This is a genomic window from Sphingobacterium sp. xlx-96 (assembly GCF_011007365.1).
GTDB lineage: Bacteria > Bacteroidota > Bacteroidia > Sphingobacteriales > Sphingobacteriaceae > Sphingobacterium > Sphingobacterium luzhongxinii.
On the sequence record NZ_WFKM01000013.1, the window covers coordinates 96873 to 120336 of the forward strand.

22 protein-coding genes, 1 tRNA gene and 1 other RNA gene are annotated in these 23464 nt (G+C 40.9%); 11 read left to right on the forward strand and 13 right to left on the reverse strand.

Features of this window, described 5'->3' with window-relative positions; translation table 11 throughout:
• Positions 1 to 5: 5 nt before the first annotated feature.
• From G7B20_RS16500 to G7B20_RS16515, 4 genes are read left to right on the forward strand one after another with little or no spacing between them, the layout of a single operon-like run.
• Entirely contained in the window at positions 6 to 788 is a 783-nt protein-coding gene (locus tag G7B20_RS16500) for an N-formylglutamate amidohydrolase (protein ID WP_164112528.1), read from the forward strand.
• Positions 778 to 2607: a flavohemoglobin expression-modulating QEGLA motif protein gene (locus G7B20_RS16505; RefSeq protein ID WP_164112529.1), complete on the forward strand. Its 1830-nt coding sequence runs from the start codon at positions 778 to 780 to the stop codon at positions 2605 to 2607. The genes G7B20_RS16500 and G7B20_RS16505 overlap by 11 nt, the downstream gene beginning before the upstream one ends.
• Before the next feature lie 9 nt (positions 2608 to 2616).
• Entirely contained in the window at positions 2617 to 3621 is a 1005-nt protein-coding gene (locus G7B20_RS16510; protein ID WP_164112530.1) for a glutathione synthase, read from the forward strand.
• Between the two features lie 56 nt (positions 3622 to 3677).
• Entirely contained in the window at positions 3678 to 4511 is an 834-nt protein-coding gene (locus tag G7B20_RS16515) for an MBL fold metallo-hydrolase (protein WP_164112531.1), read from the forward strand.
• 76 nt (positions 4512 to 4587) lie between these two features.
• On the opposite strand, the gene G7B20_RS16520 is transcribed toward G7B20_RS16515, so the two are convergent.
• The 3 genes from G7B20_RS16520 to G7B20_RS16530 are packed head-to-tail and all read right to left on the reverse strand — an operon-like array spanning position 4588 to position 6785.
• Complete coding sequence (locus G7B20_RS16520) at positions 4588 to 5022, reverse strand: FKBP-type peptidyl-prolyl cis-trans isomerase (protein ID WP_164112532.1); 435 nt, start codon at positions 5020 to 5022, stop codon at positions 4588 to 4590.
• 1 nt (position 5023) lies between these two features.
• Positions 5024 to 6022: a tetratricopeptide repeat protein gene (locus G7B20_RS16525; RefSeq protein ID WP_164112533.1), complete on the reverse strand. Its 999-nt coding sequence runs from the start codon at positions 6020 to 6022 to the stop codon at positions 5024 to 5026.
• Between the two features lie 16 nt (positions 6023 to 6038).
• Positions 6039 to 6785: a C40 family peptidase gene (locus G7B20_RS16530; RefSeq protein WP_164112534.1), complete on the reverse strand. Its 747-nt coding sequence runs from the start codon at positions 6783 to 6785 to the stop codon at positions 6039 to 6041.
• 79 nt (positions 6786 to 6864) lie between these two features.
• Between G7B20_RS16530 and G7B20_RS16535 the strand changes: the two genes are divergently transcribed.
• Positions 6865 to 7332 (forward strand): universal stress protein, encoded by a 468-nt coding sequence (locus tag G7B20_RS16535; RefSeq protein WP_164112535.1) that lies wholly within the window; start codon positions 6865 to 6867, stop codon positions 7330 to 7332.
• Positions 7333 to 7343: 11 nt separating this feature from the next.
• Here the strand turns inward: G7B20_RS16535 and G7B20_RS16540 are convergent, their stop codons facing one another.
• Genes G7B20_RS16540 through guaA form a run of 3 tightly spaced genes read right to left on the reverse strand, consistent with a single transcriptional unit; the run spans position 7344 to position 11346 of the window.
• Positions 7344 to 8525: an RsmB/NOP family class I SAM-dependent RNA methyltransferase gene (locus G7B20_RS16540; protein ID WP_164112536.1), complete on the reverse strand. Its 1182-nt coding sequence runs from the start codon at positions 8523 to 8525 to the stop codon at positions 7344 to 7346.
• A 6-nt stretch (positions 8526 to 8531) separates the two neighbouring features.
• On the reverse strand, positions 8532 to 9866 hold the full coding sequence (locus G7B20_RS16545; protein WP_240452848.1) for an ABC transporter substrate-binding protein: 1335 nt from the start codon (positions 9864 to 9866) through the stop codon (positions 8532 to 8534).
• Positions 9796 to 11346 carry a glutamine-hydrolyzing GMP synthase gene (guaA, locus tag G7B20_RS16550; protein WP_164112537.1) on the reverse strand — a complete coding sequence of 517 codons (1551 nt, stop codon included), beginning with the start codon at positions 11344 to 11346 and terminating at the stop codon, positions 9796 to 9798. The genes G7B20_RS16545 and guaA overlap by 71 nt, the downstream gene beginning before the upstream one ends.
• A gap of 168 nt (positions 11347 to 11514) precedes the next feature.
• Between guaA and G7B20_RS16555 the strand changes: the two genes are divergently transcribed.
• A complete protein-coding gene (locus G7B20_RS16555; protein WP_164112538.1) occupies positions 11515 to 14007 on the forward strand; it encodes a DUF5686 family protein in 2493 nt (830 codons plus the stop codon).
• A gap of 1 nt (position 14008) precedes the next feature.
• Here G7B20_RS16555 and G7B20_RS16560 read toward each other — a convergent pair whose 3' ends face one another.
• A complete protein-coding gene (locus G7B20_RS16560; RefSeq protein WP_164112539.1) occupies positions 14009 to 14815 on the reverse strand; it encodes a S1/P1 nuclease in 807 nt (268 codons plus the stop codon).
• Positions 14816 to 14825: 10 nt separating this feature from the next.
• The gene (locus G7B20_RS16565; RefSeq protein ID WP_205600253.1) at positions 14826 to 15287 is read right to left on the reverse strand and encodes a DUF4268 domain-containing protein; all 462 of its coding nucleotides are present in this window, start codon (positions 15285 to 15287) and stop codon (positions 14826 to 14828) included.
• 68 nt (positions 15288 to 15355) lie between these two features.
• Here G7B20_RS16565 and G7B20_RS16570 point away from each other — a divergent pair, with 68 nt between their 5' ends.
• Positions 15356 to 15889: a lipocalin family protein gene (locus G7B20_RS16570; protein ID WP_164112540.1), complete on the forward strand. Its 534-nt coding sequence runs from the start codon at positions 15356 to 15358 to the stop codon at positions 15887 to 15889.
• Between the two features lie 16 nt (positions 15890 to 15905).
• On the opposite strand, the gene G7B20_RS16575 is transcribed toward G7B20_RS16570, so the two are convergent.
• Both G7B20_RS16575 and G7B20_RS16580 read right to left on the reverse strand, forming a co-directional pair.
• Complete coding sequence (locus G7B20_RS16575) at positions 15906 to 16208, reverse strand: hypothetical protein (protein ID WP_164112541.1); 303 nt, start codon at positions 16206 to 16208, stop codon at positions 15906 to 15908.
• A gap of 127 nt (positions 16209 to 16335) precedes the next feature.
• A complete protein-coding gene (locus tag G7B20_RS16580; protein ID WP_164112542.1) occupies positions 16336 to 17601 on the reverse strand; it encodes an OmpA family protein in 1266 nt (421 codons plus the stop codon).
• A 138-nt stretch (positions 17602 to 17739) separates the two neighbouring features.
• Here G7B20_RS16580 and G7B20_RS16585 point away from each other — a divergent pair, with 138 nt between their 5' ends.
• The gene (locus tag G7B20_RS16585) at positions 17740 to 19149 is read left to right on the forward strand and encodes an alkaline phosphatase (RefSeq protein WP_164112543.1); all 1410 of its coding nucleotides are present in this window, start codon (positions 17740 to 17742) and stop codon (positions 19147 to 19149) included.
• 61 nt (positions 19150 to 19210) lie between these two features.
• Here G7B20_RS16585 and G7B20_RS16590 read toward each other — a convergent pair whose 3' ends face one another.
• Positions 19211 to 19591 (reverse strand): single-stranded DNA-binding protein, encoded by a 381-nt coding sequence (locus tag G7B20_RS16590; RefSeq protein WP_164112544.1) that lies wholly within the window; start codon positions 19589 to 19591, stop codon positions 19211 to 19213.
• 191 nt (positions 19592 to 19782) lie between these two features.
• Here G7B20_RS16590 and G7B20_RS16595 point away from each other — a divergent pair, with 191 nt between their 5' ends.
• Positions 19783 to 20145 (forward strand): hypothetical protein, encoded by a 363-nt coding sequence (locus G7B20_RS16595; RefSeq protein WP_164112545.1) that lies wholly within the window; start codon positions 19783 to 19785, stop codon positions 20143 to 20145.
• A 117-nt stretch (positions 20146 to 20262) separates the two neighbouring features.
• Here the strand turns inward: G7B20_RS16595 and G7B20_RS16600 are convergent.
• A tRNA-Pro gene (locus G7B20_RS16600) sits at positions 20263 to 20336 on the reverse strand.
• 338 nt (positions 20337 to 20674) lie between these two features.
• Between G7B20_RS16600 and G7B20_RS16605 the strand changes: the two genes are divergently transcribed.
• The gene (locus G7B20_RS16605) at positions 20675 to 21673 is read left to right on the forward strand and encodes a beta-ketoacyl-ACP synthase III (protein WP_164112546.1); all 999 of its coding nucleotides are present in this window, start codon (positions 20675 to 20677) and stop codon (positions 21671 to 21673) included.
• A gap of 293 nt (positions 21674 to 21966) precedes the next feature.
• Here the strand turns inward: G7B20_RS16605 and ssrA are convergent.
• Positions 21967 to 22334: a transfer-messenger RNA gene (gene ssrA / locus G7B20_RS16610) on the reverse strand.
• 136 nt (positions 22335 to 22470) lie between these two features.
• On the opposite strand from ssrA, the gene G7B20_RS16615 reads away from it, so the two are divergent.
• A complete protein-coding gene (locus tag G7B20_RS16615; RefSeq protein WP_164112547.1) occupies positions 22471 to 23391 on the forward strand; it encodes a hypothetical protein in 921 nt (306 codons plus the stop codon).
• Positions 23392 to 23464 lie beyond the last annotated feature (73 nt).

Below are 23464 nucleotides of genomic sequence, written 5' to 3' on the forward strand. Positions count from 1 at the left end.
AGCCTATGTCATTACAAGTTAGTTATCATGTTCAGACTGTCGATAGTCCTTTTTGGTCCTTTGCTATACATGATGGACATCATATTGATCAAGATTTATTACCGTATTTACTTTTGAATAGCAAACAGCGCTTGCGAGAAGAAGATCCCTATACAGCGTTGATCGCAGAATTGCCGATCAACCAGTTTGTGGTCGGCACCTCACGTTTTCAATTGGATCTGAATCGCAGCGTCGAACAGTCTGTTTACCTCCGGCCGGATCAGGCTTGGGGTTTGACTGTTTGGAAGGACAATTTTCCAGTTACTTTTTTAGAAATTCTTTATAAGAAGCACCGGGATACATATCGTATTATCGAACGAAATATACAAACTACTATTCAAAAGTATGGCTTCTTTGTAGTGCTGGATGTACACAGTTACAATGTCAAACGTGAGTCTATATCACAAGCTATCGATGAGGAAGCAAATCCGCAGATTAATCTTGGAACATACTACAACGATCTGAAATGGCGCATATTGACCGAGAACTTCCTGACGGCTATCCAAAATCAGAAATTGTACGGCGGATCTATTGATGTTCGAGAAAATATCAAGTTTAAAGGAGGCTATCTGAATCAGTTTATAAATTCCAGGTTTGGGGATAAGGGGTGTGTGTTCTCCGTAGAATTCCGTAAGGATTTTATGAATGAATGGACGGGTGAGCCAGACGTACAGCGGATCGCGGGCTGTAAGCAATTGCTGATAAATACGGTACAGACCTTAAAAGACTATTTTGCGTATGAGCGATGAGAGACGTTTAAACTTTATATGGAGTGCCATAAAGGCAAAGCAACCCTTTCACGTCCAGATTCCCAATATCGGAAAGTTGGTCTTTAGTAAGATTGTGCCCTGTATATTTATTTACAGATCTCCGATTAGTGCCAAAGATAAAATGTTGTCTAATTTGGCCAAGTCGCAGTTAGCTAGTATTATAATCCAACAGAACAGTGCCGATGGTGTTACCTTATTGCGAAAGATTGCTACTAGTATCCAAGAGCAATTCGGATCTTGTTTATTGGTAGAGATATGGAGCGGATTACCGGATCAAGCTTCGGACGTAGCTATTTTGGTGGGGCAAAAAGGCATTTTGCCTTTGGCTGAGTATATGCACAAAAACCTACAAACAGAAGCTCAGGATATTGTTTCCGAGATTCAGAAGTTGAAAGAGTTGCCCCATCCCCCCGGTTGTGAGCGTATCTTTAGCTTAAAGGAATCCCTTGAGAAGAGCATTTACATCATCGGGATGTCAATCCGTAAGAGCTATCAACTAAGCAATGGTGAGTATCTCCCTATCCTATTGCGGCACTATCGAGAATCATTGGGGAAAATTCTGTTACGTGTATTTTTTGAATATGTACGGTTATTTACAGACCAAAATCCCGCTACCTTTCGATTCCATCTTCGTAAGGAGATCACGCCTAACGTATTCGATATAGATAAATCACTTACCACAGAAAGCCAACGTTTTGACTTTCTACTATTAGTTACACCACTGAATGTGCCTGAGGCATGGGAGTCCTTTAAAAAATCAAAATTTAGTAAGTCCCCAGTATTTCAATACAGACCCATGCCTATTGACCCCGATTTGGTAAAGCGCAATCTCTACAATCTACGCATTGAAGATATTTATGATCCCACTATTGCTTACCTATTCCGGGACAAGCGTCGGGAACTGGACGAAATGATGAGTATGCTGGCCGACCGCAATACAGAGGATTTTATGCATGGTAGTCTGCAGGTTTTTGGCAATGTCAGTGATAATCTGCTACAAATCGCACAATCCATATTGACAGTCATAGCGCACAATTCTGTGCCGATATCCCGAGAAGAGGAAAGGCTCAATGCCAAGGAGTTTGCCCAAATGGCCAGGGAAGAAATAGCATACCTGAGTAGTCAAGCTCCAGATTTGCATACTACCGTGCGGGTTCGTTCCGACATATCGGGCGTGATGGTTAATAGAGGTGTCCTTAATATCGGAGCAGACTATCAGATATCGCCAGCGCGCGCGCCGGCATTGATCCAACATGAAGTAGGCACCCATATTGCGACTTACTTTAACGGTAAGGCACAACCCTTACAGTTATTCAGTTTAGGAGTACCGGGATATGAGCAGTTGCAGGAGGGGCTAGCCGTATTCGCAGAATACCTGATAGGCGGATTGTCCAACCAACGGTTACGCATATTGGCCGGTCGTGTGATTGCAGTGCGCAACATGTTAATGGGACATACCTTTATGGACACATTTGCTCTTTTGATGGAAGAACATCTCTTCAGCGATGAAATGTCCTTTAATATTACGATGAGGGTATACCGAGGCGGCGGACTGACCAAGGATGCGCTCTATCTACAAGGTTTGATAGAACTCATCACCTATATTAAAAACGGGCAGGACCTCAAGTTGCTTACCGTTGGAAAGATACGCGAAGATTATATCCCTATTATTCAGGATTTGATTCAGCGCGGTTACATGAATATGCCAGTCATCACTCCTCGCTACTTAAGTGGAGCGTATGATGAACAATTGAATTTTATTAAACACGAAGGAAGTATATTTAAATTAATACAATAGTATATCCCTATGAACATAGCATTTTTGATTAATCAGACACATAAAGAAGAGAATGGTTTTACAACAACACTACTTGCTTTTAACGCGTTGCAAAGTGGACACACGATCATTTACATTGGACTTGCTGATTTCGTTTATGTCGACGATAAAAATATTGAAGCTCATGTACGGATTATAGAACCGAACAGCCAGATTGCTTCAAAAGAAGAGATGCTAGCTAAACTCAGAAGTGCCGCTAAAGTTCGTTATCACATGCAGGATATCGATGTGCTCTGGCTTCGTTTTGACCCGGTGTTAGATATGTACAACAGACCTTGGGCAGCTTCAATGGGGTTACAATTTGCCCAGTTGATAAAGAGAATGGGCCGTCTTGTTATTAATGATCCAGATCAATTGATACAGGCCAGTAACAAACTGTATCTGGAGAATTTCCCAAAGGTTGTGCGCCCAAAAACACTGGTCACTCGCTTCTATTCGGATGTAGTAAACTTTATGGACTCCCAAAACGATAGAATAATATTAAAACCTGTTAAAGGTTCGGGTGGGAAGAATGTTTTTTTAATAACGCCAGAAGAGCGACATAACCTAAAGCAAACCGTCGACGTGATAGCCCGAGACGGCTATGTGATCGCACAGGAGTATTTACCGGAAGCTACCAAAGGTGATCTTCGCTTTTTCCTTTTGGATGGTCAACCTATAATGTTGGATGGGGCGTATGCTGCGGTACAGCGTGTGCAGAAAGAGGGCGAGATCCGGAGCAATATACACCAGGGAGCGAAAGCTGTAAAAGCGGCTATCGATCCAAAGATACTTCATCTCGTAGAGCAGGTTAGTGCCAAAATCCAGGCGGATGGTATGTATCTTGTCGGTCTGGATATCGTGGGCGACAAGATAATGGAGATTAATGTTTTCAGCCCTGGCGCATTAGGGTTAGCAGGAGATCTTACAGGAAAGGATTTTGTAGGCCATGTCATTCGACATTTAGAGGCCAAAGTTAAAGCATTTTATAGCTGATCTTCGTGAATGCGTTGCATTTTATGTAGGTTTGCTGAAACCAAAAAATAAAGACGATGAAGTTATATAGTATAGATACAGGTTATTTTAAGTTGGATGGTGGTGCTATGTTTGGTGTGGTTCCAAAATCTATCTGGCAACGTACGAATCCTGCGGATGCCAATAACCTATGTACCTGGGCCAATCGTCTCTTGCTTATCGAAGACGGAGATCGACTTACACTCGTCGATACAGCCCTAGGCGACAAGCAGGATGACAAATTTTTCAGTCATTATTATTTGCATGGGGACGATACACTAGACAAGTCCTTGGCGAAATATGGTTTTCATCGTAGCGATATTACTGATGTATTTCTCACGCACCTCCATTTTGATCATTGTGGAGGGGCTATAGTCCGTGAGGGAGATAAATTAGTTCCTGCATTCAAGAATGCCCATTTCTGGTCTAATGAACAGCATTGGGACTGGGCTGTGAATCCCAATCCGCGTGAAAAGGCTTCTTTTTTAAAAGAAAATATACTTCCTATTCAAGAAAGTGGTCAATTGAAATTCCTCAAAGAGGGCGAAGCCTATGACCAGCATATCGATGTGCGTTATGCATTTGGTCATACCGAAGCGATGATGCTGCCCCAGATTAGTTATAAAGGAAAAACAATACTCTATATGGCAGATCTTTTGCCTTCGGTCGGTCACATACCGCTCCCCTATGTCATGAGTTATGATGTGCGCCCATTGACCACCATGCAAGAGCGTCAATCCTACTGGCAGGAAATTGCAGACAAAGAGTATATCCTCTTTTTTGAACATGATGCGGTGAATGAATGCTGTACGTTACAACATACCGAAAAAGGAATAAGAGTTAAAGATATATTTAAGCTGTCAGAAATTTAGGTGTTTATCCCTAATGCTAAATTATACCAATAGCGCCAGGTCTGTCATATGTAACTCGTGCTATTGGTATTACTTCCTATAAAATAGCAATCAGCTCAATCTCAAATATTAGCGTACAATTGCCTCCGCTATCTTTGGTTATTGATTCAAATCCATAGGCGAGGCGGGGATGAATATAGAGTTTCCACTTACTACCAACCGGCATCAGCAATAATGCCTGTTGCCAACCACGGATCAACTCTTTCAGCAATAGTGCTTCCGGACGTTTTCGCTTATAGGAGCTGTCAAAAACAACACCATTCCATAGTGCCCCTTGATAGTGACATAGTACTTTTGATTTGGAAGTAGGGATTGCGCCATTTCCCATAACAATGATCTCGTATTGTAAATCCGCACTCAAACCGATGACCCCTTCCCTATTTTTGTTTTGAGCTAAGAAAGCTTCCCCTTCTTCCAGATTTTTAGCGGCCAGATCTTTTATCCGCTTTAGGTGCGCGTTGGGTTTTCCCATTCTATTCCTGTTCTAGTTCTTCAAAGGTGTTAAAATCCTGGGAAGCACCGTCCTCATCCCCTATTTTCTTTTTCAATTCGCCTCTATATTGGTACAAGTCCGAGTAATGTGGGTTCAATCGAATAGCTTCATCGTAATCCGCAATAGCGCGATGCCAATCTTTTATGTGTTCAAATGCATCCGCTCGCAATACGTAACAGTAAAAATCAGTTGGATTGCGCGTAATAACCTGTGTATAATCAGCAATAGCTGCCTGCCAATCGTTGATCTTTTCATAGTAGCTGGCTCTTTCTTCAAATATTTCTATATTATCGGGAGCTAACTGTAATACATGTTCAAAGTCCGCAAGCGCTGCCTTGTCTTCCCGTATAGCAACAAATAATTTTGCTCTATAAAGAAAGGCCATATGCAGTTCCGGATTTAGGTTAATGGCTGCATTTAGGTCCATTAGTGCCATATCATAATGAAGCATGCGCATAAAAACGGCAGCTCTAGATACGCGTACATCTGCGTTGTCGCCAATAGAAAGGGCTAGACTGTAATCATCAATAGCCTGTTCGTAATCGAAATGTTGTACCCAGAGCATCGCTCTGTTGATAAAGGATTGGGCGGAAGCGTCATGCTGTTTCATCTCTTCATTCATCTCCTTCAGCTCTTGAGCTAGAAGCATCGCTCCTTTATTTTCTTGCCATTCCAAGAAATTGTGGTAGTTGAAATCCAATTTTTTGGCTACTTGATAGTCGTAAAATGCACCTTCCTCATCTTCTAAATGGGTATTTAAAATACTTCTGCAAGCATAAAAGAAAGGTAATTGAGGATGTTGTTCAATCACTGTCGTGTACAGGCTTAGCGCCTCGGCAGTGTTTCCTGATTCGATCAATTCAAGTGCGTTCTGTGCAGCGGCGAGCAAGTCGGTATCACTTCGATCTGTTGGTACAGATGTAGTAAAGGGAAATAGTTGTGAACTCGCTAAGTAGAAGTATGGATTATCGTCTTTCAAAATAAAAAAAATATAATTAAAAGTAGCGCTTTACGATGCGCAATTTGTGCGTGTATTTGTTTAGATCTGCATTGAAAATACCTTCATTGTCCATTTTGTCTATCCGGATCCGGCCAGCGGCATGGATGATTGTCTCATTGTCGATCATAACACCTACGTGTGTTATACGTCCAGCTTCATTATCAAAAAAGGCTAAATCTCCCGGTTTTATCTCCGTCAAGAAATCTACCATTTGACCTGATTCGGCCTGTTGCCAAGCGTCTCTTTTGAGTTGGACACCAAAGTGTTTGTAGACGACTTGACTAAAGCCCGAGCAATCGATGCCCATTGTAGATCGGCCTCCCCACATATAAGGACTGTTGTTGTAATAAGAAATTAGCTTAGGAAACTCTATATCGAAATCGTGAAGTACAGCTTGACGCAGCGCTCCATTTATCAGAAAGTTCTCTTCACCGATCCGCATTTCATTCTTTTCTACGCTCGTGCCATGAATGAGATGTACAGTATTTTTTTTGGAAACAGCAGTAGCTCCAAATATGTCAACAATCCAATCTGACGGCAGGTGACCGTCAACATGTGCCGATTGATTTTTTTGAATCCAACCTTCGTAGCACGTATCTAAGAGACGGATATAGTCAAAGTCATTTCCCTCCTCAAGAGTTTCAAAAGCCTCTCCAAAAAGAACTTGGCTAACCATCTCGCTGCGGTGTGATGCGTCTGCACGAAGTGGTACTATACGCAGATTACAAGCTGAAAGAATCATTTTACTTTTATTTTTTAAAACAATAATAGCGTGTCCTTGTTTTTTAAGAACGAATATACTTCTAAAAAACTAAAAAGTTATGGGATTTTCCAAATTTCAAAGGATACTATTGGCAGTAGATGATAGCCCTTGTTCACATAAAGTACTAGATTATGCCAAATCTATGTTGGAAGGAGAAAACGCGGCATTGGCTCTAGTGACAGTAGTGCCACCTACTTCACCAGCATCTTATGGCGCTGATCCGCTCTTAGGACAACAACCTATTATTGTTGCAGAAGTAGCCGAAATTCAGCAACAAGCGGCGCAAGACTATTTAGAGCGTCTTGCGGGCGAGTTTACATCGACTCATGAAATTTTTACTTTTACCCGTATTGGGAATATACGGGAGGAAATACTTACTGTCGCACATGAATGGTCGGCAGATTTATTGATACTAGGAACAAATGGAAGGACGGGATTTGAGCATTTTATTTCGGGCAGCGTTTCAGAATCCGTCATCCGCAAGGCAGAATGCCCTGTATTAGTAATTCCTAGCAAATGTGATTAAAGCTTCTAAGTTTAAGCTTTAATTAGGCGGGCCGCAAACATGCTGTCCGCCCTGTTTTCGTAACCCTTTATCACTTCCATCTTATCCAATCGCATAGCAAAGTGTGTTAGTATGTAGTTTACTATGTCTTCATTTTCAGATTTATATACCGAACAGGTGATATAAATCAGGGGTTTCCCCTTCTTTAAAAAGGGAATGACCTGTGTTACAATTTGCTTTTGCAATGTCGTAAAGGTTTCGAGTTTTTTGACATCAAAATCCTGTATCATTTCCGGTGTCCGTCCCCATGTCCCAGAGCCCGAACAAGGTGCATCGACAATAACACCGTCAAATTGCTCGTTCTGTAGTATTGCTTTTACGTTGTCTACATCCGTTAGATCGATTACCTTCTTTCGATACGGTTGCTTTATTCCTGCTTGCTGAAAACGCTCATCCAAATTACGGAGTATGGAAAGCCGGATATCCGAGACTAACAATTTTATTGCCGGTTGAGTGTCGAGCAGCATCAATGCCTTTCCTCCCGATGCGGCACAGGTATCCCACCAGTTTTCACCGGGATTGGACTCCATAAAATTTAGTGTATACTGCGAAGAAAGATCCTGTACTTCGTAAAGGCCGTTCAAACCTTTGATATTTTGAAGTTTTGTACCGTTAGCCAATGCCAAAGTCTGAGCTGTAATAGATTCAGCTTGGATACCTTCTTTTTCTATTAAATCCTTTACCCGGGCTTCCTGTCCTCTTTTTATCCGGATAAATAGGTTGGGCTGTATAAAGTGACTGCTGAAGAAAATATCCCGATCAATATCTTTTGATAAAGCATCAGCAATTGGAAATAAACGATCCAGGGCAAAACCTTTTTGAGCGTTTGCCATACTTAATTTTTCGGAAAGCGGCAAGGCCATAGAATCGGCTAGCTCCTTATTTCGGAGATTAACCAGGTCTGAATGTTGCTCGCATAAGAACTCACCAAGTATAAGTCGTTCTACAGGATCTGATTGCGGGTAAGCATTGCCCAGTCTGAAATAGTTATAGCAAAAACGAGAGGTCATCTTTCTATCAGATGACCCCATTTGTCTATTTTCTTTAAAAAAACGAGTTAGGTATCTTGCCAAAGGTTCCTTATTATCATAACCTGTCAATGCCCGTTCAAAATTTCTTACCTGTTGCAGTACTCTTCGCTCATTAATTTCCATAAATATCTATTGTAATTGAAATGACCCGGAACGATAGTTTCTAAAAGAAACAGACTCGTTGGCATACCCCCAAGTTTCGCTGTGTCTGAATCTGTAAGAACTGAACAAACCATTATAAGGCTCTATCGTTAACTTTTCTTTCAGCTTATCGACCCCATACTTATTAATCAATCCTCCAAAATAGAGTGCAGAGTCGTATCCCTTATAAGACTGATCTGAAGGATTAACTCCGTAAGTATTATAATAGATCTCTTTAAAAGCCTTTACCGTATTTGACCAAGGCTTTAGATTACTTTCACTCGTGATTGTCGGGTTCAGATCGGAGAAGTTTGGATACATATTAAAATCATAGCGATCCCAAAGGGGATGCCCGAATAACTGGAAGTTGTACGCATTTTCTGTATACTTCTTCGTCAAATTATTCAACAACGTTTTCAATTGAAGCTTGTCTGTCGTACCTGTCACAATCAGGTTGTTTCCTGTCAACGAAAGATTATCGTTGAGTTGGCCTGTAGAAGATACCGAGATGACATTTATATTTCCTTTAGCTTGTTTGATCGCTGTCGACATGCCGTTGAGAAATTGTTTTCCGTCCGAATCTGTTGTATTATAAATAATGACTACATCTCCTACGTTGTATTCACGTGCCACTCGCGCTGCAATAGCATTGCTGTGCGCCTTTATCGGCGGCGTCAGTGAAACAAGGTTTGGCAGGTTAAACTCTGTCGGCATAGATGCTGCTAATGGGTTAATCTGTAAGGTCTCTTTATCTGCTAGATTACTCCCGAAAGCTTTTATTTCCTGAGGATATACCGGCCCGATAATAAGCGATGACCTCTGTATTTCAGAAGAAAGTGCTAAGTTACCGCTGTAATTTGCGTTGTCACGGGAATCTAGAACATTAAGATTGAAATTTGCCCCCTTTTTTGCTAGTTCCTCTAGTCCCAGCTGAAAACCTTGGTAGTAATCCAAAGCAAGAGCCGAACGTTTTATGTCTTTGTCTGCCAGTGTACTTTCGGAAATCTGGTCCAGTTGGAAAGGTAAGACCAAGGCGATGTTACGGCCTACAAATTTTTTAGCTGCATTATCCTTTTTAGAACCTGTTGTCTCGTTGTCGTTAGATTTCGAAGATTCTCCAGATTCTGTACTTGTGCTGCTCCCCACATTTCCCTTGTAATCTGGAGATCGCAATACACCAACTTTAGGTGTACACGAAGATACACCTAAAGCTAATGCAAGAGCTACTAATATGCTTGAATTTCTCAATTTTTTATTCCCACTCAATGGTTGCTGGTGGTTTTGAACTGATGTCGTAAACAACTCTGTTGATTCCTTTAACATGATTGATTATTTCATTCGATATCTTAGCTAGTAATTCATAAGGTAAATGAATCCAATCTGCGGTCATACCATCCAGTGATCCCACCGCACGCAGCGCTACAACGTGTTCATAAGTACGCTCATCGCCCATTACTCCTACAGATTGAACAGGAAGGAATATTGTTCCAGCCTGCCATACCTTATCATACCAACCCGATTCTTTTAAGTTACGTATATAGATGTCATCTGCTTCCTGCAAAATCCGTACCTTTTCTTCGTTAATATCACCTAAAATTCGAATTCCTAAACCAGGACCAGGGAAAGGATGTCTATTTAAGATATTAGGATCTACATCTAGCGTTTTACCAACACGGCGTACCTCATCTTTAAACAAAGTCTTTAAAGGCTCTACCACTTTGAGTTTCATATAGTCAGGAAGACCACCTACGTTATGGTGCGACTTTATTGTCGCTGAAGGTCCTTTGACAGATATTGACTCGATAATATCGGGGTAAATAGTTCCTTGACCCAACCATTTCGCTTCGCTTCCTTCAGGGAGTTCACTTTGTATATCTCTTGAAGCTTGGTCAAATACATCGATAAAGGCTCCACCGATAATCTTTCGCTTTTGCTCCGGTTCCGTTACACCGGCTAGCTTACTAAAGAATAATTCTTTGGCATTGACCCCTTTGATATTAAGCCCCATGTTTTTATAAGAATCCAATACTTGTTCGAATTCGTCTTTGCGCAACAAACCATGGTCTACGAAAAAGCAATGCAATCTATCTCCGATAGCATGCTGTAATAATACTGCTGCTACTGTAGAGTCAACACCTCCTGATAGGGCCATAATTACGTGGTCATTGCCAAGATCTTTTTTTAGATCTGCAATAGTACTCTCTACAAACGATTCTGACGTCCAATCCTGCGTACACCCGCAGATATCAATCACAAAGTTCTTAAGCAATACTTGACCGTCAGTACTATGCGTCACTTCCGGATGAAACTGAATACCGTAGGTATTGGTTCCTTCTACTTGGTAAGCTGCAACGCGCACTTTGTCTGTACTTGCTATGATTTTAAAGTTTGCAGGAACTTCCTTAATGGTGTCACCATGAGACATCCACACCTGAGATTGTGCTGGCACCCCTTTTAATAGCGCATTATCATTGTCCACAAATTGCAGATTAGCTCTGCCGTACTCTCTGATCGCTGAAGGTAATACTTCACCACAAGACTGTTGAGCTAGATACTGCGCGCCATAGCAAACACCTAACAATGGAAATTTTTCCTGAATACATTTGTAATCAATTTGAGGTGCGTCTTCCTGACGTACAGAGTATGGACTGCCTGAAAAGATAACCCCTTTCACGGTATCATCTAAATCAGGAACTTTATTAAAAGGATGGATTTCACAGTACACACTTAATTCGCGAACGCGGCGCGCAATTAACTGCGTGTATTGAGAACCAAAATCAAGGATTATTATTTTTTCAGACATAGCGCAAAGGTACGATTTACCGATGAAAACAGACAAGCAAAAATTCTAGAATTTGCATACAAAGTGCTTAAAAAATCGATACCAATCTATTTAACATAAAAACAGCGCTTTAAAAGGCTGAATTAGTTACCTTTGGAAGGCCAACCTAATACTTTTAATTTAAGTTTTATGCGATCATTTCTAACGTGTTTATTTCTTGTTTTGTTGTTTTTGATTACTGTGCGGACGCAAGCGCAGATCCGTGGTACTATTACACAGCTTTCGGGAATTCCCTTAAGTGCAGTTACGATTAGTGTTCAAGGGACGTATACAGCGACTTCGAGCAATAGCATGGGGCAATATGAACTTAAAGCTCCAAACACATCGTCCATAATCATCGTGTTTCAACGGTTAGGATTTAAGACAAAAACCGTGGCATTGACAGGCAGCGAGCACCCCGTTGAATTGGATGTCGTACTGGAAGAAGAAGTCTATTCCATTGAAGAAGTCTTAATTCGGAACTTAGGCAATCCAGCCGACAACCTGATACGAAAAACTATTGCTCATCGAGATAATAATGCCGATGCACGTGACAAATTTGAAGCTGATTTTTATTCAAAAGGTTCCTTGTCGGCGATCAACTTGCCGAAAAAAATACTGGGTGCCAAGCTGGAGGATGACAAGCAGCTTTTGGATAGCTCCGGTTCAGGTATATTATATCTTTCCGAAACGATATCCCGTATCCTTGTGGATAGGCCTAACAAGATGAAAGAAACGATTTTAGCATCCAAGGTCAGTGGAGAAAATCAAGGTTTTAGTTTTAATAGAGCACAAGGCACCGAATTTGATCTATACAGCAATTTCCTGGACTTGGGTACTGCGAAGATTATTTCTCCCATAGCGGATCAAGCTTTTTCTTACTACAGGTATCGATTGTTGGGTTCTTTTGAGGAAGAAGGGCAGCTTATTTTCAAAATAGCTGTTGAGGCCAAACGGAAATCCGAACCCGTAGTTGAAGGTGAGCTCTATATTGTAGAAGGGACATGGCAAGTGTACGGTCTGGATTTCGTGCTATTAGGATCTAGTATAAATCAACCTGTGTTAGATACCTTGTTCCTGACGCAGCAATACACGTATAATAGATACGACAGGCTATGGTCCAAACAGCTTCAGACCTTGGACTTCAAAGCGGGAATTATGGGCCTTCGTTTTAAAGGTCATTTTACCCATACGTTTACTAACTACATCTACGTAGAACGGTTTGAACAGTCGACTTTCGGACAGATCAACAGTGAGTTTAAGGAAAATGCCAATTCGCAAGACGAGTCCTACTGGGCGAAAAACAGAAAGGTTCCCCTAGCTGAAGATGAGATCACCGATTACCACCGTCGAGACAGCATTGCAGCGATTATAAATTCGCCGCATTATATAGACTCGATTGACCGGCTTCGAAGCACATTTAAGATTAAACACATCTTTTTCGGTTACCACTATCAAGATACACCTCGAAAATTAGCTCTACAATACCAGTCCCCCTTATCTTTATTTAGAACGTCTTTTAATACAGTTCAGGGGTTCAATTTCAAAACATCGCTGTCTGCGACGGTTGGGGATGCGGGATTAGGGGCTAGATACAGTGTTGGTGTTCATTTCAATTATGGTCTTGCAGATAAAAGATTATATACCCATGGCGACTTTAAGATGCGTTTTAATACGATTACCTACGCAACATTGGCTTTGTCGGGCGGGACGACGTTGAATCAATTTAATGCCGACAGTCCCATATCTCCGTTTTTGAATTCGGTATATAGTTTGTTTTTGGGGGATAATTATATGAAATTATATCAATCTCAATTTATCCGTGCCGGCTATCAGGAGTATCTGACTCCTAATCTGCAGGTAAAAGCATCGCTGGGTTACTTTAGACGGAGTAATGTGTTTAACAATACCAGTTATACTTTTTCTTCTACCAACAGTACTTACACCGCTAATAATCCGTTAGCTGAGTCTGATTTTGATCTTCCAGCATTTCAGGATCATGCGCTATGGAAGGCCGCTTTGAATATGACCATCCATCTGAAGACATCTATAGACAAGAAACCCAATCGGCTGGATTATACACACAGCAGCGCCTACCCCACCATCGATATTGGCTTTAGTAACGCATTCGCTTCATCGTTCAGCACATATAATTACCAGGAACTTATACTCCATCTAAGACAACAGATGTCCATTGGGAATAAAGGTTTATTTGCGTATGCCCTCACTACCGGAACATATTTCAATGCCAAAGATATTGCTTTTACAGATTATCGGCATTTTAACGGCAATCAAACACATATCGGTACATCGAGTCAATATCTCAACAACTTTTTGACATTACCGTATTACAGTCATAGTACGAACAAGTCTTTTGTTGAACTACATGCCGAACATAACTTTAAAGGCTATTGGTTAAATAAGATCCCAATTGTCAATAGACTGCAGCTACAAACAGTTGTCGGTTATCACCTTTTGAGTACGATCAATAAAAAGCCCTACCAAGAGTTCTCGGTAGGGCTTGATAATATCGGGTGGGGTAAATACCGCTTATTTCGGGTAGACTATGTCCGTACCAGCAACGGTATACGTGCTTCCAACGCGATCATGGTCGGTGCGAAGTTTCTGAATATTATACGATAGATTAACCGTAGATTTCATTAAGTTCGTTAGCAAGGCGGATTCCTGCCTTAAGCAGACATTCTTCCATGATGTATTTGTAGTCATAGCTATATTTATAGCTCAGATTGGTGTTATATTCTACGTCCTTGTATATTTTATTTGCTAGCTCATGGGATTCGAACAATGCACGTTCAAATGAACTTTGATATTTTGAGTAGTATTTTTTGTTGTATATATCCAAAACCTGTGCATACTCGATAAAGCTGTATTTTTCGTTGTCTACCAATTCAGAATCCCATACACGGTGAATATTTGTCTTGCGTCCAAAAAATGAAACTTCGATCTTATTCCCCCCCTGATCTACAGCTCTGCTCACATGCATAGGCTGATGTGCATCAGCGAATAAATGAATGATGTAGTAAAGATTGTGTTGTTGTTGTAAAAGAGGTAGCTCCCTGTTGTCCTTGCTTTCTTTTTTAATGCGCAGATATGCTTTATAAAGGTTATCCTCTGGTGATGCCTTTAGTGCCGCGTCAAAAGCCTCAAAACTTAGGTTTGCTTCCGTATTGACAAAATGCCAGGATCCGGTTTCGTTTAATGTCGGATCTGGATCAGACTTTATAAAATCGGCCCAGTTGGACCAGTAGGCGATCTTCTGTTTACCGATTATCTTCTCTATGTTCTTTTTCGCTTTTTTGGTGAGATGATTGTCAGCTATCTCTGCAATCACGCGGTGTCCTGTCATTCCCCAGCCGTAGACCTGTTGCTGTTGTCCCAAAGAAAATAAGACCAGTAATAAAGCGATAAGACTTAGTTTATTTGTTTTCATCCTTATATAATTATTTAAAAATATCAAAAGCATACTTGGCGGAGGACCAGAACTCGTCCAATACAATCAATCGCGGTTTAAGAAAGGAAATCAACTGAGGCCAGTCTTCTTTCTTAAAAATGGATATCCCTGTGATGGAGTGGCTGATCCTGGCTGTCCTTTTGCCATAGTCGTCTTGGTATTCTGGATACCAGTCCCAATTTTCCGCCATTGCGTCATGGAGCAGTGCCTGAAATTCCCGGAATTGATCAAACATCAATGCCCGTATCCCTTCGTCGGGATGCGTTATCTCAATCATTATGCTTGCTGATTTGTTGGTTGCATCCATACGGAAAAACAGATGTTTTACACCGGTCCTGTAGTTGACCCAATTTATTTTTTCCATATCAGCAGACGGTACAGGAGACATGAACTGTCCAAAACTTGTCCAGAATTCTTCTTTTAACTTTTTTACTTCTTCTCGCGAATACAAACCTTAAATTTTTACAAAATTAGAAAAATGATTAAACTTTTACTAAATGCGACTGTTATTAATAAGATATGGATAAAAAGAAATCACTTTTATTGTTGGCAGGAGCAGCCGCTGGAGCGGTGGTGTATAATATATGGAAACCTGTAAAGAGTAATCTTCCCGTAATTCAGAACTTCGAATTGGAACGCTATCTGGGCCTGTGGTACGAGATTGCACGATTGGATTTCTATTGGGAGAGGAACTTAAAAAATGTAACTGCGGAGTATAGCCTGAATAAGGATGGGAGTATTAAAGTCGTTAATACAGGAGTGCATATAAAAACACACAAAACCAAGCGTTCGGTAGGAAAAGCCAAATTTGCAGGAGCCCAAAATGAGGGAGCTTTAAAGGTTTCGTTTTTTGGACCCTTTTATTCAGGCTATCATATTATGCATATAGACGAAAGCTACCAGCATGCGCTGGTATTTGGAGATAATCTGGACTACCTCTGGATACTGTCACGTACCAAGACTATAGATACCGAAATAAGGGATAAATACTTGGCCTATGCCGAGCAATCCGGATATGCATTGAAAAACCTGGTCTGGACCTTTCAGGGGTAGCCCCTTCCGTTTTCGGTTAGAATAGACGTTGAGCAACTATGAAATCAATGGAGTAATCCTCTACTATTGATTTTGTTATTATCTGAAGGTGCTCCTCGGTGATGCGATTGCCTATTCCTTTGTTGTATAGGCTGGTCAAATAATACGCTGCTTCGGACTTGTCGTCTGCTTCGATCGATTTATTATTAATATAACAGTTTAACACCGTGGTCGCAAATGTCCCAAAATCTTCCAACGAGAATCTTTTGAATTCGGTGTAAAAACTATACATATACGATTCGAACGCTTCTTCCAGTTTTTTCTTTAGCAGTATATCCATTCTTGACTTTAGTAATAGAAGGTGTTTCTACCCCACTTTCGTTCAAAAATAAGGAAAGTTTTTTAAAGGCACCCTATGACAAAGACGCCTTTAAAAAAGTTAGATAAGCTTGCCTAGGTACGATCTCCTAATTCCTTATACTAATCGCTACCCGTCTATCTTTTGCACGTTCTTTTTCTGAGGCATCCCAAGCTGCAGTTGCAAATTCCGAACCGTAGCCTTCTGCTCCTACTACCTGGCTACCGAGTCCTTGTTTGTCCAGGTAATCCTTCACGGCATCAGCACGTTGTTGAGATAACTGTTTGTTAAGGGCTTCATCTCCTCTTTTATCGGTGTAGCCACCTATTTTTATCTTCACCCCAGGGAATAGTTTTAATATTTTTCCAATATTTTCTAACTGCCCTTGGCTCTCCGGAGTGACATTGGCAGTGCCGGTTTCAAAATTAAGATTATCAAAATTAAACCATTTTGCTTTCAACTGATCATCGGTCCAACTTTTATAATCAGACTGCAAGAATTGAACAAGCTGATCTTCAATGCCCGAAGCATATGCTTTTAATGAATTTCCGTCAGGTAGCGCGACATCGATAAGGGAAGTAGCTCCCGAAAGACTATCTCCGGTCGTAAGGTTGCTGTCTACGCTCGTGACAGCTGTATTGCTTTCCGACTCGGCTTTATTGCTACAACTTTTACCGAACATAAACCATAGTGCGAGAGCAACGATCGGAATGAGTATCCACCAAAATCCAGCACCTCTCTTTGCATTATCTACAGTCTTTTGGGTATAGGCCATACTCGGGGCAGCTGCTATGGGTCGACTAGGGTCTGGGCTATGGAGTTCTTTAGGAGCCTCTGCCGCGGCAAACATGCTACCAAAAGCACCTAATCCAAGTCCAGGCGGAATAGCCGCCGTTATTGCGGATCGGCTGCCGTTTAGCTGTTCCATGATCTCCGTTACATCCCAATGCCCTCCTTTACTCGTGATACCCGATATTACAGCAGGTATTGACGCTCCAAACAATCCACTGACAGATTGTGGGCTCATGCCCAGATATTTACCGACAGACTGTAGGATTCCCTCCAATTTATCGCCAAATATAGAGGTGATAAGGTTATCGTTCTCAAAATGAGATCGTTCGCCCTGGTCGTCTTTGGAAAAGTACTTTCCTAAGGTGTCGTGAAGATCAAATCCGCTGAACAGATGCTTGGCAGATTGTAGAATGCTTGATAATCCTTCCTGATTTCGTCCTAGCAATCCAAGCAATAGCGAAGGGATCGCAATATTGACTCCCTTGTGGACCTGTTCTTTGTCCTCTCCGAGATGGTTCGCGAGTTTATTCATGACGTCATCAGTAAAGTAGGCTTTGATATTTTGCAAAAGGTTATTTTCCATGGCTTTACAATTTTGTTGGTTATATTTATTAAGTGTAACAAAACTGTAACGTTTTTGTTTGAATAGAAGTTTTTGTTTTGTTTAACAATAACTTTATATTCCAGTGTTATATTTGACGTAATTTATTTTACTTTAATCATGCAATTTAAAAAACTTCACCTACTCCTACTCACCTTTTTCATTAGTGTTCAGATTTTTGGACAGCAACCAAAATATATTTTTTATCTAATCGGTGATGGTATGGGGCTGAATCAAGTTAATCTCGCAGAGATTCATCAGGCCGAAATCCAAGGGAAAAACGCAGTAGTTCCATTAGTATTCACACAGTTTCCTTACGTAGGTTTTGCCTCGACCTATTCGTTGTCACATGGCATTACTGACTCCGGAGCAGGCGGCACGGCATTAGCTGTAGGCAAAAAAACAAAGAATGGTGTCATTGGTATGGATAGTACAGGCACTGTTGCGTATAAAAGTATTGCTTATGCTGCTAAACAGAAAGGGCTAAAAGTCGGTATCACTACCAGTGTCAGTATCGATCACGCTACACCGGCCTCTTTTTATGCCAATCAAGCAGATCGGAATATGTACTATGAAATCGGTAAGGATATTATAAAATCTAACTTTGACTTCTTTGGGGGATCTGGATTTCTTAAACCCAATACTTCCTTTGACAAAAAAAGTATGCCAGAGTTATTGCCTCAATTGGAAAAAGCAGGTTATAAGGTGGTAAAAGGAAAGGCAGCTTTCGACAAAGAGAAAAATAAAAGCCAAAAAATAGTCTTGATGGATGTAGATGGTGGCGATCCTAGTTCGCTGAAATTTGCTATCGATCAAAATCAAGCCGATTTCAAACTAGCAGATATTACACAGGCAGCTATTACTTCATTAAGTAAAGATAATCAAACTGGTTTTTTCTTAATGGTAGAGGGAGGTAAGATCGACTGGTCTGCGCATGCTAACGATGCAGCAACTACAATAAAGGAAGTTTTGGACTTTAACGAGACTGTAAAAATAGCGTACGATTTTTACCGCAAATATCCCAAAGAAACCCTAATCGTTGTTACGGCCGACCATGAAACCGGAGGGCTTGGGATTGGAAATGGAAGTTCAACCCTGAATACAAAAGTATTGGCACATCAGAAGGTTTCCCAAGGTGCTTTATCAGCAAAGATAGGCGAGTTGCGCAAGTCTAATCCCAATGCGAGTTGGGATGAGGTTAAGAAATTATTGAGCGATAATTTAGGGCTGTGGTCTGCTGTGAAAGTGTCCGAAAAAGCGGAACGTCCGATCTATGAGGCCTATAAAAAGAGCTTTGTGGATCATCACAATGAAACTGAAAAGAGCCTGTACGCTAGTGATGATAAAATAGCAACATTGAGCATCGAGTTATTGAACAAGCTGGGAAGTATAGCCTGGGCTTCAAAAAACCATTCAGCAGCCTACGTGCCGGTTTACGCCATAGGACAAGGAGCAGAAACTTTTCATCAGAAGCTAGAGAATACGGATATCCCTAAAAAGATAGCTGAGATTGCAGGTTTTGACTTTTAATATCAATTTAGTTTTACATGTATGCGAAGGGACTATGTAGTCCCTTCGCTTTTTTATATACCTATAGAGGTAACTCCCCTTCGTTTACTGCTGCTGCTGCGTCTACGTCAGATTCAGATCTAGAGCTGTCGAGTACTAAAATTTGATTGACTTTTATTTCCGCCACGTTTCTTTTAATGCCGTGCGTGTCTGTATACTCATGATACTGTAGTGCGCCGGACAACATAAAAAGATTACCTTTATGCCCAAAGCGCTCCACTATTTTTGTGAGATCTCCCCAGACAACGCAACTATGCCATTGGGTTACTTCTCGCCACTGACCATTGTTCAATTTCATACGTTCATTTGTAGCTACTCTAAAATTAGACACTCGTGCCCCTTGACTTGTTGTTTTGATTTCCGCATCAGCACCTAGTCGTCCAATGAGTTGGACTTGATTCATTAAAGCATTCATTCTTCTAAAATTTAAATTATCAAAAAATATAAGTATTTTCGCCTACGGCAGTAATTGCTTGATTGCCAGAGGTAGAACCAAAATTATAAACCAGCTTAACTGATAGTCGGTTGTTAAACGCTTATATCCGAATATATCCGTTTATATTCGGATATATTCGGATAAAGGGAAATAGAATTATGGAAAATAGAAGATGCTTAGAATGCTTAAATCCTATTAAAGGTCGTTCTGACAAACGTTTTTGCAACGATTCCTGTCGTGGTAGTTACAATAATCGCCTTAAAACGAATAATAGTAATATTGTTAGAAAAATCAATAAACAGCTGTATAAGAATAGAAAAATCCTCTCCGACCTACTCCGGGAAGAAAAGATGATCAAAGTAAATGAGGATCGTCTGATAACGCAAGGATTTGACTGGGAATACCGTACACACGAGCTTTCGACATCCAAAGGACATACTTACTTCTTCGTCTATGAATATGGTTATCTTCCTTTAGAAAATCAACAGTATTTAATAGTAAAAAATAAAACGTTGCTATGAAGTTGGTGCCGGTGCTGCTACGCTCTCAAAGGGGGGGACAAACAGGTGAAGGGGATTCCAATACTATATTTTAAAAACAAAAAAACTCAACACAAGTTGAGTTCTTATTTTTTTCAGTCGGGATGGCCGGATTTGAACCGACGACCTCCAGCACCCCATGCTGGCGCGATACCGGGCTACGCTACATCCCGAAAAGGAAACCAAATGTAAAGTATTCCATCAGCATTTACAAGGAGAAATCAAATTTTGAAGATTACCATTTAAAATTTGCAATACAACCAGTAGGTTGAAATTAAATTTGGCTCAAGCTATACCCTTCCATACATTAGTAAGCATCTACAGTAGAACTATTCTAAATAAGTTCGTTTTAGGTAAACATTATGTAAAAATCCCTTCTATTTTCTTTCTAGAGCCGAATAAAAGTCTATTTTTACGCCTCTTAATGTGCAAAGACTATAAACCCATTAAGTGACATAACGAAAATGATTTGCTGATTGCTGAGAAGCATTTACTGTGATTACTAATATTTATGAGTGCAAGTGTACCGAATAGGCTTTATGCAGCTATAACTGGTGTGGGTGGATATATACCGCAGAATACAAGATCAAACTTTGATCTGGAACAACTCTGTGACACCTCCGACGAATGGATCATGAAGCGTACGGGAATCAAGGAAAGAAGAATTTTGGAAGAAGATCTGGCGACATCTGATATGGCTGTACGAGCTATTCAGGATCTTGCAGAAAGATACCATAAAGATCTTAAGGATATAGATGCCCTATTGGTGGCGACATCTACACCGGATATGCCGATGCCCGCAACGGCTAATATCATAGCGGATAAATTGGGGCTGGATAATGTATGGGCATTTGATATGAATGCAGCTTGTTCTGGTTTTTTATACGCCCTAGATCTAGGTGCTTCATTGATAGAGACCAAAAGGTATAAGAATGTACTTGTCGTCGGGGCGGATAATATCAGTACCTATGTCAATATCCATGACCGATCCACGAATATATTATTTGGTGACGGTGCGGGTGTTGTGTGGTTAGAACCCTCTGTAGAGGGCGGTGTTATGGATGCCTATTTACGTAGTAATGGCTCCGGACGTGCTTTTCTTAATATAGAAGGTGGAGGCTCCTTGTACCCCATGGATGCGGATGATGCTGTTGCGGACATGCGTTTTTTGAAGCAAGACGGTAAAACTGTTTTTAAGCACGCCGTACAGTCGATGAGCGACGCTTGTTTTAAAGTCTTAGAACGTAATAATCTAACTGTAGATGATGTCAATTGGTTGATTCCACACCAAGCCAATCAGCGCATTATCGATGCTGTCGGTCGTGCATTGGAAATGCCTGAAGGTCGCGCGTTGAGTAATATCGAATATTTGGGCAATACCATTGCCGCAACGATTCCATTGTGCATCTGGCAGAATCTAAAACAGATCAAAACCGGAGATCTGGTCATGTTGACCGCCTTTGGAGCCGGGTTCTCCTGGGGAGCAAGTCTTTTTAAATGGATGATATAAGTTAAAAAAGGAAGATCGGATAATTTATCCGATCTTCCTTTTTTTATGTACTGTATAGATCGATTAGAGTGCTTTATGATCAGACAGTCTTTTTTCGGCATCGAACCCTCTAGAAGGGCTCTCCTCCCTCCTAAAACAAAAAGCCCAACTTTCGTTGAGCTTTATTGGTGGAGCCGGAGGGATTTTTTGCGTCCCGCATCCCCGCACTTGGGGCCGCAAAGATATTGTTCGAACCCTCTAGAAGGGCTCTCCTCCCTCCTAAAACAAAAAGCCCAACTTTCGTTGAGCTTTATTGGTGGAGCCGGAGGGATTCGAACCCTCGTCCAAACGTAGTATGATTTACGCTTTCTACATGCTTAGCTTCTCTTTGATTGTCGGGAGAGGGAAGGTGAGTCGCTTACCTATACCTTTCTCCTTATCTGCTGGATCTCACCGATGCTTAGCAAAATCACATCGGCCAGTTCTATTGTTCGATGCCCCTAATGTTAAACCAAAGAACAGGATCTAACGGGACAAATAGCTATGTTAAGTCTAACTTAAGCAGCTAAGGCGTAGTTTTCTTCGCCAGTTAAAATTCTGAAAGTTCAGATTAAAGTGCTAGACTCACAATGCACTGCATGCTTACATAACCATCGCTACCCTGTCAATTCCGGTCGACCCCTTAGTTATGAATTACAAATTTACATATATTATCCGAATCTAATGCAGCAAAAGCGGTAAATCTTTTCAATTACAAACTATTTTGATTATATTGTGTTGTAATATTTATTAATTAGTTATTTAAATATAAGAGAATTATGTCAGTAGAAAGCCAAGCGGGTACTGTTGCCGAAAATAAACAGGAAACGACGAAGGAGCCAGTAAAAGCACAAACAACACCAAAAGCGGCAACTTCGACCGCAAAAAAAGCTCCTGTTAAGGCAGCCACACCAAAAACCACGGTGAGTAGACCAACTAAAACTATTGTTGTGAAAGCGAGTTCTGCTGTAGCTAAAACCGCGCCTAAGGCTAAAGTTAGTGCAGCAAAAAACGAAGCAGCTCCAGCCAAGGCGGCTGTAGCAGCAAAATCAACTACGGCCCCCCCCCCTTCAGTTGAGACTACCTCTGCTGCTAAGCAAGCAACAACAGACAAACCGGTAGCGGCAGCTTCAAAGTCGGTTAATCCTACCAAAGCTGTTCCAGCAATGCCAAGCAAACCTGCTACTCCCAAATCTACTAACACGACAAAACCGACGACAGAAAAAGCAGTTGCTCCTTTAGCAAGTACCACTGCGACAGCAAAGAATCCCGCTGTTACTACAAAATCCAAGAAGGCTATATCAAGTGCAGTGACAGATAAAGTTGCATCCTACAAAAAAGAGGAAGAAGCAAAAAAACAGGACTTAGAGAAAATCGTTATCAAGAAAGAAGAGAAGAACGATAAAGATTCGAAAGAGACTAAAAATAAAAACGATATGAAGAAAAAAGATTCCAAAGCAGAAGAAGTGAAGAAAGACAAGGAAAAAGGCGCTGAAAAATCTAAGTCAAAAGACAAGAAAGAATCGAAAGACAACAAAAAGACTAAAAAGGCTGATGCTAAATCAAAAAAAGCGTCAAAAAAGGCTGAAAAGAAAAAGGAAAAAAAGAAAAAAGAGGCATTAACTCAATTGAAAGCTGTGATCAAAGATTTCTATAAGAAGGTGATGAAACAGCAAAAGAAAAATAACAAAAAGAAATAGATCTAATAAAGGCATTTTCCAAAAAAATGTCTTTATAAACATCACCTCCATAAAGGTAAAATCATTAGGAGGT

Bases quoted from the DNA above. Each gene is read 5' to 3' on its own strand.
- G7B20_RS16500 (WP_164112528.1), top strand. From the start codon at position 6: ATGTCATTACAAGTTAGTTATCATGTTCAGACTGTCGATAGTCCTTTT.
- G7B20_RS16505 (WP_164112529.1), top strand. From the start codon at position 778: ATGAGCGATGAGAGACGTTTAAACTTTATATGGAGTGCCATAAAGGCA.
- G7B20_RS16510 (WP_164112530.1), top strand. From the start codon at position 2,617: ATGAACATAGCATTTTTGATTAATCAGACACATAAAGAAGAGAATGGT.
- G7B20_RS16515 (WP_164112531.1), top strand. From the start codon at position 3,678: ATGAAGTTATATAGTATAGATACAGGTTATTTTAAGTTGGATGGTGGT.
- G7B20_RS16520 (WP_164112532.1), bottom strand. From the start codon at position 5,022: ATGGGAAAACCCAACGCGCACCTAAAGCGGATAAAAGATCTGGCCGCT.
- G7B20_RS16530 (WP_164112534.1), bottom strand. From the start codon at position 6,785: ATGATTCTTTCAGCTTGTAATCTGCGTATAGTACCACTTCGTGCAGAC.
- G7B20_RS16535 (WP_164112535.1), top strand. From the start codon at position 6,865: ATGGGATTTTCCAAATTTCAAAGGATACTATTGGCAGTAGATGATAGC.
- G7B20_RS16540 (WP_164112536.1), bottom strand. From the start codon at position 8,525: ATGGAAATTAATGAGCGAAGAGTACTGCAACAGGTAAGAAATTTTGAA.
- G7B20_RS16545 (WP_240452848.1), bottom strand. From the start codon at position 9,866: ATGTTAAAGGAATCAACAGAGTTGTTTACGACATCAGTTCAAAACCAC.
- guaA (WP_164112537.1), bottom strand. From the start codon at position 11,346: ATGTCTGAAAAAATAATAATCCTTGATTTTGGTTCTCAATACACGCAG.
- G7B20_RS16555 (WP_164112538.1), top strand. From the start codon at position 11,515: ATGCGATCATTTCTAACGTGTTTATTTCTTGTTTTGTTGTTTTTGATT.
- G7B20_RS16560 (WP_164112539.1), bottom strand. From the start codon at position 14,815: ATGAAAACAAATAAACTAAGTCTTATCGCTTTATTACTGGTCTTATTT.
- G7B20_RS16570 (WP_164112540.1), top strand. From the start codon at position 15,356: ATGGATAAAAAGAAATCACTTTTATTGTTGGCAGGAGCAGCCGCTGGA.
- G7B20_RS16575 (WP_164112541.1), bottom strand. From the start codon at position 16,208: ATGGATATACTGCTAAAGAAAAAACTGGAAGAAGCGTTCGAATCGTAT.
- G7B20_RS16580 (WP_164112542.1), bottom strand. From the start codon at position 17,601: ATGGAAAATAACCTTTTGCAAAATATCAAAGCCTACTTTACTGATGAC.
- G7B20_RS16585 (WP_164112543.1), top strand. From the start codon at position 17,740: ATGCAATTTAAAAAACTTCACCTACTCCTACTCACCTTTTTCATTAGT.
- G7B20_RS16590 (WP_164112544.1), bottom strand. From the start codon at position 19,591: ATGAATCAAGTCCAACTCATTGGACGACTAGGTGCTGATGCGGAAATC.
- G7B20_RS16595 (WP_164112545.1), top strand. From the start codon at position 19,783: ATGGAAAATAGAAGATGCTTAGAATGCTTAAATCCTATTAAAGGTCGT.
- G7B20_RS16605 (WP_164112546.1), top strand. From the start codon at position 20,675: ATGAGTGCAAGTGTACCGAATAGGCTTTATGCAGCTATAACTGGTGTG.
- G7B20_RS16615 (WP_164112547.1), top strand. From the start codon at position 22,471: ATGTCAGTAGAAAGCCAAGCGGGTACTGTTGCCGAAAATAAACAGGAA.